Here is a 12641-nt window from a genome sequence, read left to right as displayed (position 1 = left end):
TCACTTACCTGACTTTTTTATTTTAATGCCCCAATTCTATAGGAACCGGCTAAACGAAAGCAGGCACATCTGAACGGGGATCATTTCCCTGAATTTGATTTTTGCGCATATCTGAAGGTTCTACCGGGGTTCTGATGATCTTTTTATTGAGTCCGCTGGCTGCGTTATAGAGGAGAATACTTCCTAAAGCGATCTCTTCAAAGGCAATGAGTGGTCTCTTTTTTAGAATTCTCAGCCCTTTTTGTAAGATGTATGCTCCAGCTATGATAGAGATGATCCTTTTTCCGGCGCTTAAATCCTCCGCTTTATACCCGCTCAGCAATGAGCTGGCAATGCCTATAGTCGCTTTGTCTTTTATCTTTGTAAACATAGTCGCTTCGTTTAAAATTCTAATTATTGAACAGGACAAAGCAAGTTTTTGTTTTCACAATTGCTCAAAAACCTGCCTGATGGCCTGATTTACGACTTTTTCCGGTTCCGGACTAAACTGGAAACCAACGCGGCTCGCGAGAATAGCATTGATAGATAAAGCCTTATGTCCCAATGCCCTGGCAAGCGCATAGATGCCGGCTGTTTCCATCTCCAGGTTGGTGATCCGCTGATCCCGATAACGGAAGCTATTGAGTAAGTAAATGAAATCAGGAACGGTATTCTTTGCACGGACCTGTCGCCCTTGTGGGGCGTAGAATCCGGGGGCTGTCAACGTGATACCTTTTTCCATTCCCTTCGCAAATCGGTCCAGCAAGCCTGGATCTGCCGAAGTAAGATAAGGACTGACGCCTTTGAGCTGTCCGCAGTGAACTCTGAAGTGCTCCAGCATATTCCCTTCTTCGTCTGAGGCCTTCTGCTCGTAATAGAGCATCAGTGCATCCATACCTATACCTACAGTGGAAGCCAGAATGGTACCCATTGGCAGATCGGGCTGGATGGCACCGGAAGTACCGATTCTGATCAGTTCCAATGACGTCAATTCCTTTTTCACCTGCCGTGAATTGAAATCAACATTGACAAGCGCATCCAACTCATTAAACACGATATCGATATTATCGGTACCAATGCCTGTTGAAATACAGCTGATGCGTTGTTTGCCCACATAGCCGGTATGTGTGAGGAATTCCCGTTTTCCTTTTTTCAGTTCAATCCGGTCGAAGTGCTTAGAAATCACGGAGACCCGGTCGGGATCGCCCACGGTAATAACGAGGGGTGCCAGGTCCTCTGGTCTGATGTTGAGGTGATAAATGCTACCATCCGGATTGATGATGAGGTCTGCGGCTGAGATCTGATGTTCCATACCTCAATTTAGCAAATAAGTACCGAAAGCCGCTAAACTGTAGTCAGGTATTTCAAACGCAGGCCTTCGATTTTTTCCATCTTAGCGATCACTGCATTCAGATTGGCTTTTCTCACCTCGAAACGAATGCTGCAGTGGTTGTCGAATTGCTGATCAAGAACAGCCAGCTGCTCTTCTTTGATGAGCCTCATGACCTCATTCATCGCCAGGTATTCAAACTTGGCCTCATAGATGTCATTGACTGTTTTCTCAACTATGGATGATTCCTTAATCGCTTCTGCAGCAGCAGTTTTATAAGCATTGATTAAGCCAGGTACACCTAATAATGTGCCACCGAAATACCGGACTACTACAATGAGCACATTGCTGAGATCTGCAGAAAGCATGGCATTCAGAATAGGCCTGCCGGCAGTGCCAGATGGCTCTCCATCGTCCTGGATACGGAAAACACTACGGTCGGGACTCAGGCGCAAGGCCCAGCAGAAATGCCTGGCCTTTGGATGTTCTGTGCGGATTCTTTGGAGGATGAGCTTAGCTTCCTCGTCGGTACTTAACGGGAAGGCATAACCAATGAACTTACTGCCCCTGTCGCGGAAAATACCTTCTGAGGGCTCAGCTATCGTTCTATAGGTATCATCAAACAGCATAGACCTGGGATATAGTGATCAGAATGATGGCGATAAGGGCCAGTGCCAGTCCGGCATAGTTGAGCTGATTGAGTTTTTCCTTGAAAATAACGATACCTACGATACTTCCCAGGGTAATCACGCCCATATTCATGGCCGCAAAGACAGTAGAAGGATCGTCGGCCATTGCACGGTGTGCCTTGAGATAGAACAGGATATTGAAAAAGTTAAAAAACCCGAGGATGCATCCGCACAGGAAGTTGATCAGTTGAAGTTTTTCTTTCTTTACAATAGCTAAATAAATGATGGTCAGTATAGATATCAGGAATGCCAATGCAAAAATAAGGATCAGAGAACTGGTATAAGGAAGACTCTTGATCTGAGCAACTTTTTTGAACAGGATGTCTATGATACCAAAGCCTACGAAAACGACCAGAGGATAGATCCAGCTGGATCCTTTCGATTGCTGGTCCGTCTTTTTGTGGAGGGTAAAGAAAATGGCCAGGAAGCCGACTGCAAGCCCAAGCAATTTGATGCTGCGAAAAGATTCATTGAACAGGAAAAAAGCGGCCAGTATAGGAATAAATAGGGAAAGGCGTTGTGCGATGTCTGTTTTCGCAATTCCGATATTTCTTACCGAGGCGGCCAGGAACCAAAAAACAAGGGGCAATAAAATGCCCAACGCTATATATATGCCGTTTATGGGGGCTGAGGAAAGCTGTGTAAAATCTGGCTGAAAGAATACTGTGGCGAGTGCAATGGCAAAAAGGTAGTTCCAGGTGACTGCCTGTGGTATGCTGATCTGATATCTTTTGGCTAACTTAAGCAATACAGCTACGGTGACGCTACAGCAGATACTGATGAGAAGGTAAATCATAGTTGATGTTTGTTTTGGTAAATGGTAAGGCGGTCCTGACCGACCTGATATTGCTCACTAATGTAGCCATTAATGTGTGGAGCCGACAGTCCTTCCAGCCAGGAAGTACCTGAAGTAAAAACACGGGCTTCATCCCATAAATTACCTATGATGAACTGGTTAAGGATATTTGCGCCACCCTCAATGATCACGGATTGAATGTCCATTAGATACAATTGAAAAGCGATCTTCTGAGGCAGGTAAAATTGCATGTCTTCCATTTGAATGTAATGGATATTGCCCTCTACCTCGGTTTTTATTTCATTAAAAACTACTGTTTTCGCATGATCATTATAGATATGATTGTTGTGGGGTACGGAAAGCTGGCGGTCGATGAGGATCCTTACCGGATTTTTACCGGGCCATTCCCTGGAGCTCAACTGCGGGTTGTCGGACATTGCCGTTTGCCGCCCGATCAGAATGGCGTCTTCTTCTGTACGCCACTTATGTACCAGTAATTTAGCCAAGGGGCCACTAATCCATTGTTGTACTGTATTTTTAGGGGCAAAATAACCATTGGCAGTGGTTGCCCATTTGAGTAGGATATATGGTCGTTGCTGACTGATGCGTGTGAAGAAACGCCGGTTTAGCTCCCTGCATTGTGCATCGAGTATACCAGCTTTTACCTGGATGCCTGCGGCTTCCAGTTTCTGAATGCCCTTACCGTCGACATCTGGAAAGGGGTCACGATTACCAATCACTACGCTTTTTAGTCCATGCCTGATCAACAGGTCAGCGCAGGGTGGGGTCTTACCAAAATGTGCACAGGGTTCCAGACTAACGTAGGCAGTAGCCTCCCTCAAAAGTGCTGGTGCCTGATCTCCAAAACGGCTCAGCACATCATTGATCGCATTTACTTCTGCATGCGCTTTTCCAAATTGCTCATGATAACCTTCGCCGATGATCAGTCCATTGCTGACGATAACGCAGCCAACCATAGGATTGGGGCTTACACTGCCAATTCCCATTTCCGCCAGCTCCAGACAGCGCTGCATATATAATTCATCGCTCATTGCTGCAAAAGTAAGGTATATTGTTCGATTTAGTTACTTTTGTGCCTCATGAATTTAAAGGCGCTGGCGCAACATTTTAGTGTACAATTGAAGAACCGCTATGAGGAGCAGGAAATCAGTTCCATCTTCAGCATTGTGGTAGAAGAACTGTCCGGCTGGAGCAGGTCCCAGCAAGTCTGGAAGAAGGAAGAGGAGATTCCTGATGCAGAGCTTGTGGCCTACCTGCAGGTTTTGCAGTCACTGTCAGATGGCCAGCCAGTTCAATATGTGCTTGGAAAAGCACCATTTTTTGGCCTGGATTTTATCGTAAATCCTTCGGTACTCATCCCCAGACCGGAGACAGAGGAACTTGTCGACTGGGTGCTGGAAAGCTGCAGGACTTTAGAAGGGCCAGAAGTGATCGACATTGGCACAGGTAGTGGCTGCATTGCCATTTCACTCGCAAAAAATTTACCACAGGTCAGGGTGTCTGCTCTGGATGTATCTTCTGCTGCTTTGGAAGTGGCCAGGGAAAATGCTGTACTCAACGAAGCAGCGTTGACTTTCATTGAGTCTGACATCCGAACCTACGATAATCCGGGGAAGTTTGACATTATCGTGAGCAATCCGCCATACATCACGCTTCACGAAAAAGCCGAAATGCATGAGCATGTGCTCAGTCATGAACCGCATCTCGCATTATTTGTTCCCAATGAGTCTCCATTGGTCTTTTACGAAGCCATTGCAGATTTTGCGTTACACTCGCTAAAAGCCGGCGGGTATTTGTTCTTCGAAATCAATGAGCACTTAGGAGCAGAAATGATAGAGATGCTTAGCTTTAAATCGTTTATAAACATTAACTTAAGGAAAGACATGCAGGGTAAGGACAGGATGATCAGCTGCAGTCTTGGCTAAGTTCTCGGATGGAAATCGGTAATGACTCCCCGCAGGTAGTCGCGGTCCAGGTGCGTATAAATTTCGGTGGTAGTGATACTGGAATGCCCCAACATCTCCTGTACAGCGCGCAGGTCGGCACCACCTTCCACAAGATGGGTAGCAAAGGAATGGCGAAAAGTATGCGGACTAATGGTCTTTTGGATGCCCGCCTTTTCGGCTAATCCTTTAATCATCGTAAATACTGAAATCCGGGAAAGGGCTGTTCCGGAACGGTTCAGAAATATATAGTCTTCATGGCCTTTCTTCACATCGATATGCAGACGGCTTTCCTGAATGTAAATATTGAGAAACTTCAATGCCGAGCCACCGATAGGTACAATTCGCTCCTTATTGCCTTTTCCGATCACCCTGAGGTATTCCTGGTCCGGATATACATTTGATAGCCGGAGTCCTACCAATTCTGATACCCTTAGCCCACATCCATATAACACTTCAATAATCGCTTTACTGCGCATACCATCGGGCCTGGAGGCGTCAATGGCATCAATTATAGCATTGATCTCGTGTATATTCAGCGTATCGGGCAATTTCTTATTCTGGCGAGGTGCTTCCAACAATGCGGTAGGATCCAGGTCAATCACTTCTTCCAGCAGTAAAAATCCAAAGAAAGATTTCAGTCCGGAAATTAACCTGGCCTGAGAACTCGGCAACATCCCCAGCTCGTTGATCCAGGAAATGAACAACTTCAGGTCCTGATAGCTAACTTCCTTAATAGTTGGCTTCCGGTTGATGCTTTCATAGTACTGAACGAGTTTTGAAATGTCGCTTAGATAAGCCTCGATGGAGTTTGCAGAAAGCGCCCGTTCCAGTTTGAGGTAGGTTTTATAAGATCTGATGTAGGCCGGATTAATCACAAAAAATTTTATACTGTAAGTTTTTAACTTTAAGTTTGATTGATGAAGATACAAATTATTAACGGGCCAAATTTAAACCTTTTAGGAGTACGTGAACCAGGAATTTATGGAAATCAGGGGTTCGATCAATATATCAAGGAGTTAAGAGATAAATATAGCATCCTGGAGATTGATTATTTCCAAAGTAATGTGGAAGGTGAACTGATCAATAAATTGCATGAGGTAGGCTTTAGTTATGATGGCATCGTGATCAATGCAGGGGGCTATACGCATACTTCAGTAGCCATAGCTGATGCCATTGCGGCGATTAAAACGCCGGTAGTAGAGGTTCATATCTCCAATATTTACGCCAGGGAAGAATATAGACACGTATCCCTTACAGGTAAAAACTGCAAAGGTGTGCTTACTGGATTTGGCATGGACGGTTACAGGCTGGCTATTGAGAGCCTGCTGCATATCTAAACTTTCAGCTGACTGAAATACCTGATTTTCTGAATAAAATAAGCCCAGACGATGCTCGAAGGGTATTGTCCGGCATGTTTTTGAAAAGGAATTTGCCGGTCATTACGTTTGCTTGCGTTTTTGAAAAGGGCCAGCACAAAATGATAATGCGCTTTATTGACGGACCATGCAAAGTCGGTTTCGCCTTTGAGCAGGAAATGGATCCAGGCAATGAAATCTATGCACATCCGTATAAACACCCTAAAATAGGCATCGCCAAGTGGAAGGTTCTTTTGAAGAATAATAAGGTTATTGCGGAAATTCAGATAGGTCTTATAGGGGTTATTGGCGTTTAGGGTACCGCCCCCGACGTGGTAGACTTCGGCCTGCGGACAATAGATCACTTTGTAACCCAGGTTTTTAAGACGCCAGCACAGGTCAATTTCTTCCATATGTGCAAAGAAATCTGGATCCAGTCCACCTACCTCATGCCAGGCTTTGCTTTTGATGAAAAGCGCAGCTCCGCTGGCCCAAAAAATTTCTGTGGTCTGCTCATACTGGCCCTGATCAGTTTCTATGGTATCAAATAACCTTCCACGGCAAAAGGGGTAACCATGAAGATCAAGAAAACCACCTGCAGCGCCGGCATATTCAAATTGTGTCTTATCTTTTTGCCATTTGATTTTGGGTTGCGCTGCCGCAATCAATGGATCGGCTTCCATTTGCGCAATTACCGGCCGGATCCAGTCCGCAGGCACCTCTACGTCAGAATTGAGCAAGATGTAGTAATCGGCTTCAACCTGATCCAGCAACTTACGGTAGCCCTCAGCAAAACCATAGTTTTGCGCATTTCGGATGATACGAACGTCGGGGTAATTGGTCTGTAGGAAGTCGACGGAACCATCGGTAGAATTATTATCGCCAACGATTAGCTGCAAATTGCCATAAATGGATTGTAAGACACTTGGAAGAAACTGTTCAAGCAAGGCCTGTCCGTTCCAATTTAAAATTACTACTGCTACGCTTGGTTCCATTCTTCTTTTGTCGGTTGGTATTTCCATCTCCTATGGCTCCAAAGCCAGTAGGGTGGGTTTTCTTTGATGATATTTTCTAGAAATGCAAAGGTCATGTCCGCAATCTCATGCCCTTTAGTTTCGCTGGGTTTCTCACAGATCACGTCACAATCAATCTCATAATAGCCTCTCCTTAGGAATTTCATATTGAAATAGATCACGGGGCGATCGGTCTGTAAGGCAATTTTTTCAAGTCCCAGCAATACTGCTGTAGGCTGATGGAGAAAGTTGATCCAATATTTAGCTTCGTGTCGCACGGGGGTCTGATCCCCTGCAAAACAAAACATGGTGGCCTCATTTTTAGTACTTACCAATGCACGGAGTGTTTGTTTCATCGGGATGAAGACATTCCCGAATTTGGTACGCATTCGATTAAACCAGCTTTCATATGCCTTATTGTTCAACGGCTTATAGATCACGTATGGCGTGGCCGACAATTTTTGGCTCAGCGCCAGCATTCCCCATTCCCAATTGCAATAATGGCTGCTGCAAGCGAGTACATTTTGCCCACGCTGGTAGTAAGCCTCGACTTTCTCCAGGTTACTGAAACGCACCCGCTTGTCCAGCTCTGCTCTGGAGATCGATTGCATTTTGATCATCTCAAAACTCAGATCGGTAAAATATCTATAGAATTTTTTTTCAATCCTGATGATCTCTCTAAGTTTTTTTTCAGGGAAGGACTGTAGCAGGTTGTCACGGACTATTTTTCTGCGGTACCGGGCAATATAATAAACAGGATAATAGCTCAAAGTCGCAAGGCAATACAACACTGGTAGTGGGAGCAAAGACAAAAAGTTTAAAAAAAATATTCCTATATCAGAAAAGCTTTTTTTTATCATTATTTTGGCGAATTGAGAATGCAAACATAAATTATCAGATGCAAAGTTCAGCTATATTCCCCCTTTTTTATCTTCCACCAATCAGCTATTTTTCTGGTTTAAAGGAATTTGAGGGCAATTTCCTAATTGAAAAAGAGGAGCATTTCCCCAAACAAACCTATAGAAACAGGGCAACTATCTACTCGCCAAATGGCAGCCTGGACCTGATCATCCCGGTGATTCGCGGAGCAAATGCACACACCAGCATCAAAGATGTGAGGATCAGTAATGATTTTAACTGGCAACGCCTGCATTGGAAAAGCCTGGAAAGTTGTTACCGAAAGTCAGCATATTTTGAGTACTACGAAGATGAACTGGCCCGTTTCTATCATCAAAAATTCGAGTTTTTGTTCGACTATAACCTGGAACTGTTACAATGGTTACTTAAGCAGATGAAGAAGGATGTGTCTTTGAACTTTACCACGGAATATGTTAAAGAAATTCCAGATGAGCTGGATTTCAGGACTAAACTTCATTTCAAGAAGAAACAGGCAGTTACGGATGCCAAGGCTTATTTCCAGGTGTTCGACGACCGGCATGGTTTCAAGCCAAACTTAAGTATTGCCGATTTGTTGTTCAACCAGGGACCTCAATCCCGATCCTACATCTGACTTCATGAAAAAGCAGCAAAAGTACAAGCGTAAACACAAACATTATAATTTGCCCGATGCGGGAACTAGTCCCGGCCTGGTGTATATTGATAAGGATTCACTCGATCCGGTAATTAAGATTTACAAGTATAATGCTGAGTCATATGAGGTTGCAGATGCGAAAGACCTCAGCCGGGTGAAGGACATGATCGCAGACAAGGATTTTAGCTTTTGGATCGAAATCAAAGGTTTCAGGTCGATGCCGATGTTTGAAACCCTAAACGCAGAATTTGGAATCAACAAACTCACGCTTGAAGACATTACCCGCACTTACCAGCGGCCTAAACTGGAGGAATATGATGGTTATGTTTTTGCGATCAGCCGGATGTTGCATTTTGCAGACCGCGAGGAACTGGAGAACATTCAGGTTTCTTTCCTGCTGCTGGACAATGCGCTCTTTACTTTCCAGGAGACTTACGCTGACTGCCTGGATCCTATAAGAAACAGGCTCAAAGCGGGAAAAGGTAATATCCGTACTGCGGGAAGCAGTTACCTGATGTATGCCCTGATGGACATCATTGTAGACACTTATTTTCAAACGCTTGGCGTCTGGAGCGAAGAATTGGACGCTATAGAAGACCGCTTATTTGACAAACCTGATAAAAGCGTCATGTACGATACGCAGGTCATCAAACGTCATTTGATTGGCATGAGGAGGGTAGTATGGCCTGAAAGGGACAAACTAAATGACATCCTCCGCACGGATAGTCCACTCATTACTGAACAGACCAAAATGTATGTAAAAGATGCTTATGACCACTGCATACAGATCATCGACATTGTCGATTCACTAAAGGAGATTTCCGTCAGCAATATTGACATGTACTTGTCTTTCATCAGTAATAAGATGAACGAGATCATGAAAGTGCTGACCATCATCTCTTCGATATTCATTCCGCTCACCTTTATTGCGGGTATTTATGGGATGAACTTTGCCGTAGAAGATCCTGTAACCGGAAAAGTATTGCCAAGAAACATGCCTGAGCTGTATCAGGAAAATGGCTACCTATATACCATGATTGTGATGGCTCTTATCGCATTGGCTCAAATCATATATTTCTGGCGCAAAGGATGGTTTAAATAGTGCTGATTATGCTTACCTTTAGACCAGCATGCAATCGTTTGAACTGGACAAGACAGATGTTTCAAAAATCAAGTTAGCCTTAACGGGTGATGATGAACAACTTCAGGTTATTCTGGAGGAGTACCATGCCTCAGAAATTGCCATCCTGTTTGAAAGTCTGAACAAGGAAGACAGGCAGCGCATCATCAACCTTCTGCCTGTAGAGACAGCTTCAGAGGTCATTTCGGAAATGCATGAGGAATCGCATCCCGAAGAACTCCTACTTCAAATGCATCCTGATAAACGGACAGAGATCGTAGAAGAACTTGATTACGACGATGCAACCGACATCATCTCCCAACTCGAAGAACACGAGCAAAAGGAAATTCTGGAAGACCTGAGTGAAGATGATGCTTCAAGCATTAGGAACCTTTTAAGTTACCACGAGGAAACTGCCGGAGGTTTGATGAACACAGAGTTCATCCGCATCAACCTCAACCTGACAAAAAAAGATGCCATCGATGAAATCATCCGCCAAAGCGAAGAAATTGAGGAATTTTACACTGTCTTTGTGGTAAATGATGAAAATGTCTTTCAGGGAATCGTTTCCTTAAAGGACATCATTAAATCGAAGGGAAATGTAAAAATCACTGAACTCGTGAAAGCCGAGGTCGCCTGGGTACATCCAGATACCGATCAGGAAGAGGTGGCTAGACTCATATCGCAATACAACATCACCAGCATACCGGTACTAGATAATGAAATGAAATTATTGGGCCGCGTGACATTCGACGATGTCATCGACGTATTGGAAGATGAAAATACCGAAGATATCCTGAAGATTTCCGGGGTATCTGAAGATGAAGAACTGAGCGGTAACTGGGTAGAAGCTGTCAAGTCCAGATTACCCTGGTTGGTGCTCAATCTTGGTACGGCTTTTCTTGCCTCCGGTGTTGTCAGGCATTTTGAACCCACCATTGAAAAAATTGCTGTACTTTCTGCTTACATGACCATCATTGCTGGAATGGGAGGGAATGCAGCTACCCAGGCACTGGCTGTAACCGTCCGCAGGATCTCGTTATATGACCTAACCGACAATCAGGCATACCGTACTGTTTTGAAAGAGTTTACTGTAGGATTGATCAACGGTGCAGTCACTGGACTGATTGTATTCCTTTTTGCGCTGTTCTTTGACAGTAATCCTTTGCTTGGAGTGGTGATTTTTCTGGCCATGACCGGTAACCTGTTGATCGCTGGTGTCACAGGTGCAGGAATTCCTTTAATCTTAAAAAGGGTTGGAATTGATCCAGCCATTGCTTCTTCAATAATTATTACAACTTTTACAGACGTTTTCGGATTTTTGCTGCTGCTAGGTTTAGCGAGCAAATTATTACTATAACTGATTAACTATGCAACCAACTAAACACAACTGGACAAAAGCAGAAATTGCGGATATTTATCATAGACCATTTTTAGACCTCGTTTATGAAGCAGCCACCATCCACCGTGAAAATAAAGATTATAATGAAGTGCAGGTAAGCTCCCTGATTTCTATAAAAACCGGTGGCTGTGCGGAAGATTGTTCTTACTGCCCGCAAGCAGCCAGATACCATACCGATCTACAGGTACAGCCACTGATGCAACTCAGTCAGGTTGTGAGCGCAGCGGTAAAAGCCAAGGAGGGAGGGGCATCACGGCTTTGTATGGGTGCTGCCTGGAGAGAAGTACGTGATAACCGCGACTTCGACCGTGTGATCGACATGGTAAAAGCGGTGAACGACATGGATATGGAAGTCTGCTGTACATTGGGCATGCTTACGGAAAGCCAGGCTCAGCGTCTCGCTGACGCGGGTTTATATGCCTACAACCACAATATAGACACTTCTGAAGACGATTATAAAAGGATCATTTCCACTCGTACCTACGATGACCGTCTAAAGACTATTAAAAATGTTCGTAAAGCAAAATTGACAGTTTGCAGCGGCGGCATTATCGGCCTTGGAGAAACCGTAGAAGACCGCGTATCGATGCTGCAAACTTTGGCCAATATGGAAGTACATCCGGAATCTGTCCCTGTTAATGCTTTGGTGCCTGTTAAAGGAACACCGTTGGAAGATCAACCACGTGTCCCGATTTGGGATATGGTGAGGATGATTGCAACTGCGCGTATCGTAATGCCCAATTCAGTAGTGCGCCTATCTGCAGGCAGGAACGAGATGAGTACGCTTGAACAGGCTTTCTGCTTTATGGCAGGTGCCAGTTCAATTTTTGCTGGTGATAAGCTCCTGACCACGCCAAACCCGGCATTTGTAGATGACATGGCAATGTTCGAATTGTTGGGGCTAAAAACCCGTGATGCATTTAAAAACGGAAGACCTGCAAATACACAGACCGCAACTGCGGAGGTAGCCATTTAGTGCTACATATAAACAAAAAAGCTTCTGAAATATATTTCAGAAGCTTTTTTGTTCCAACTAGTGCAATGCTTAAATCGCTGTTATTCTGGTTTCCACATTACCTTTTGTGGCCTTGGAGTAAGGACATGCACGATGTGCCTTATCTGCCAGTTGTTGGGCCTCTTCGGTAGTAATGCCCGGTACATGTACATCAAGGTCTGCAGACAAAAGGAAGGAATTCCCGTCTTTATTAAAAGAAACATGAACTTCCACTGTTGCTTCAGAAACATCCACGCCTTCATGCTGAGCCACCGACCCTAAAGCACCGAGGTAACATGCTCCCCAGGCAGCAGCGAAAAGCTGCTCGGGATTACTAGCCCCACCTTGACCACCCATTTCTTTTGGCTTTCTTAAATTAAAATCTATAATTCCGTCGCTCGATTTAACATGACCATCCCGACCGCCTTTTGCAGTAACGGATGCCGTATACAATTTTTCCATAAT

Annotated in this window: 15 protein-coding genes; 6 read left to right on the top strand and 9 right to left on the bottom strand. The window is 44.5% G+C overall.

The features are described 5' to 3' along the window. Positions 1-49 precede the first annotated feature (49 nt). The 5 genes from WAE59_RS07275 to ribD are packed head-to-tail and all read right to left on the bottom strand — an operon-like array spanning position 50 to position 3846. Complete coding sequence (locus WAE59_RS07275) at positions 50-370, bottom strand: hypothetical protein (protein ID WP_337855277.1); 321 nt, start codon at positions 368-370, stop codon at positions 50-52. A gap of 54 nt (positions 371-424) precedes the next feature. Next, positions 425-1291, bottom strand: a complete 867-nt coding sequence (locus WAE59_RS07270; protein ID WP_337855276.1) for a nucleoside phosphorylase — start codon at positions 1289-1291, stop codon at positions 425-427. A 32-nt stretch (positions 1292-1323) separates the two neighbouring features. Continuing rightward, positions 1324-1938 carry an IMPACT family protein gene (locus WAE59_RS07265; RefSeq protein WP_337855275.1) on the bottom strand — a complete coding sequence of 205 codons (615 nt, stop codon included), beginning with the start codon at positions 1936-1938 and terminating at the stop codon, positions 1324-1326. Beyond that, positions 1928-2794 carry an EamA family transporter gene (locus tag WAE59_RS07260; protein WP_337855274.1) on the bottom strand — a complete coding sequence of 289 codons (867 nt, stop codon included), beginning with the start codon at positions 2792-2794 and terminating at the stop codon, positions 1928-1930. The genes WAE59_RS07265 and WAE59_RS07260 overlap by 11 nt, the downstream gene beginning before the upstream one ends. Beyond that, positions 2791-3846, bottom strand: coding sequence for a bifunctional diaminohydroxyphosphoribosylaminopyrimidine deaminase/5-amino-6-(5-phosphoribosylamino)uracil reductase RibD (gene ribD, locus WAE59_RS07255; RefSeq protein WP_337855273.1), 1056 nt, complete (start codon positions 3844-3846; stop codon positions 2791-2793). Before ribD ends, WAE59_RS07260 begins: the two co-directional genes overlap by 4 nt. Positions 3847-3894: 48 nt before the next feature. On the opposite strand from ribD, the gene prmC reads away from it, so the two are divergent. Further along, positions 3895-4740, top strand: a complete 846-nt coding sequence (prmC, locus tag WAE59_RS07250; protein WP_337855272.1) for a peptide chain release factor N(5)-glutamine methyltransferase — start codon at positions 3895-3897, stop codon at positions 4738-4740. Here prmC and xerD read toward each other — a convergent pair. Further along, on the bottom strand, positions 4737-5636 hold the full coding sequence (gene xerD, locus WAE59_RS07245) for a site-specific tyrosine recombinase XerD (protein WP_443147251.1): 900 nt from the start codon (positions 5634-5636) through the stop codon (positions 4737-4739). The two genes, prmC and xerD, sit on opposite strands and share 4 nt — an antisense overlap. A 42-nt stretch (positions 5637-5678) precedes the next feature. Between xerD and aroQ the strand changes: the two genes are divergently transcribed. After that, positions 5679-6098 (top strand): type II 3-dehydroquinate dehydratase, encoded by a 420-nt coding sequence (aroQ, locus tag WAE59_RS07240; protein ID WP_337855270.1) that lies wholly within the window; start codon positions 5679-5681, stop codon positions 6096-6098. On the opposite strand, the gene WAE59_RS07235 is transcribed toward aroQ, so the two are convergent. Further along, positions 6095-7111, bottom strand: coding sequence for a glycosyltransferase family 2 protein (locus tag WAE59_RS07235; protein ID WP_337855269.1), 1017 nt, complete (start codon positions 7109-7111; stop codon positions 6095-6097). The genes aroQ and WAE59_RS07235 overlap by 4 nt on opposite strands. Next, on the bottom strand, positions 7096-7935 hold the full coding sequence (locus WAE59_RS07230) for a lysophospholipid acyltransferase family protein (RefSeq protein ID WP_337855268.1): 840 nt from the start codon (positions 7933-7935) through the stop codon (positions 7096-7098). The genes WAE59_RS07235 and WAE59_RS07230 overlap by 16 nt, the downstream gene beginning before the upstream one ends. Positions 7936-8027: 92 nt before the next feature. Between WAE59_RS07230 and WAE59_RS07225 the strand changes: the two genes are divergently transcribed. The 4 genes from WAE59_RS07225 to bioB are packed head-to-tail and all read left to right on the top strand — an operon-like array spanning position 8028 to position 12158. Continuing rightward, the gene (locus WAE59_RS07225; RefSeq protein WP_337855267.1) at positions 8028-8639 is read left to right on the top strand and encodes a WbqC family protein; all 612 of its coding nucleotides are present in this window, start codon (positions 8028-8030) and stop codon (positions 8637-8639) included. A gap of 4 nt (positions 8640-8643) precedes the next feature. After that, positions 8644-9762 carry a magnesium/cobalt transporter CorA gene (corA, locus tag WAE59_RS07220; RefSeq protein WP_337855266.1) on the top strand — a complete coding sequence of 373 codons (1119 nt, stop codon included), beginning with the start codon at positions 8644-8646 and terminating at the stop codon, positions 9760-9762. 28 nt (positions 9763-9790) lie between these two features. Then, entirely contained in the window at positions 9791-11140 is a 1350-nt protein-coding gene (gene mgtE / locus WAE59_RS07215) for a magnesium transporter (RefSeq protein WP_337855265.1), read from the top strand. Between the two features lie 10 nt (positions 11141-11150). Next, positions 11151-12158: a biotin synthase BioB gene (bioB, locus tag WAE59_RS07210; protein WP_337855264.1), complete on the top strand. Its 1008-nt coding sequence runs from the start codon at positions 11151-11153 to the stop codon at positions 12156-12158. A 69-nt stretch (positions 12159-12227) separates the two neighbouring features. Here the strand turns inward: bioB and WAE59_RS07205 are convergent, their stop codons facing one another. Next, positions 12228-12638 (bottom strand): organic hydroperoxide resistance protein, encoded by a 411-nt coding sequence (locus WAE59_RS07205; protein ID WP_337855263.1) that lies wholly within the window; start codon positions 12636-12638, stop codon positions 12228-12230. Between the last annotated feature and the right edge of the window lie 3 nt (positions 12639-12641).

This window comes from Pedobacter sp. GR22-6, assembly GCF_037402555.1.
Lineage (GTDB): Bacteria > Bacteroidota > Bacteroidia > Sphingobacteriales > Sphingobacteriaceae > Pedobacter.
The sequence above is the reverse complement of the archived record's forward strand: the minus strand, read 5'-3'. Positions and strand labels throughout refer to the sequence as shown.

Bases quoted from the DNA above. Each gene is read 5' to 3' on its own strand.
- WAE59_RS07275 (WP_337855277.1), bottom strand. From the start codon at position 370: ATGTTTACAAAGATAAAAGACAAAGCGACTATAGGCATTGCCAGCTCA.
- WAE59_RS07270 (WP_337855276.1), bottom strand. From the start codon at position 1,291: ATGGAACATCAGATCTCAGCCGCAGACCTCATCATCAATCCGGATGGT.
- WAE59_RS07265 (WP_337855275.1), bottom strand. From the start codon at position 1,938: ATGCTGTTTGATGATACCTATAGAACGATAGCTGAGCCCTCAGAAGGT.
- WAE59_RS07260 (WP_337855274.1), bottom strand. From the start codon at position 2,794: ATGATTTACCTTCTCATCAGTATCTGCTGTAGCGTCACCGTAGCTGTA.
- ribD (WP_337855273.1), bottom strand. From the start codon at position 3,846: ATGAGCGATGAATTATATATGCAGCGCTGTCTGGAGCTGGCGGAAATG.
- prmC (WP_337855272.1), top strand. From the start codon at position 3,895: ATGAATTTAAAGGCGCTGGCGCAACATTTTAGTGTACAATTGAAGAAC.
- aroQ (WP_337855270.1), top strand. From the start codon at position 5,679: ATGAAGATACAAATTATTAACGGGCCAAATTTAAACCTTTTAGGAGTA.
- WAE59_RS07235 (WP_337855269.1), bottom strand. From the start codon at position 7,111: ATGGAACCAAGCGTAGCAGTAGTAATTTTAAATTGGAACGGACAGGCC.
- WAE59_RS07225 (WP_337855267.1), top strand. From the start codon at position 8,028: ATGCAAAGTTCAGCTATATTCCCCCTTTTTTATCTTCCACCAATCAGC.
- corA (WP_337855266.1), top strand. From the start codon at position 8,644: ATGAAAAAGCAGCAAAAGTACAAGCGTAAACACAAACATTATAATTTG.
- mgtE (WP_337855265.1), top strand. From the start codon at position 9,791: ATGCAATCGTTTGAACTGGACAAGACAGATGTTTCAAAAATCAAGTTA.
- bioB (WP_337855264.1), top strand. From the start codon at position 11,151: ATGCAACCAACTAAACACAACTGGACAAAAGCAGAAATTGCGGATATT.
- WAE59_RS07205 (WP_337855263.1), bottom strand. From the start codon at position 12,638: ATGGAAAAATTGTATACGGCATCCGTTACTGCAAAAGGCGGTCGGGAT.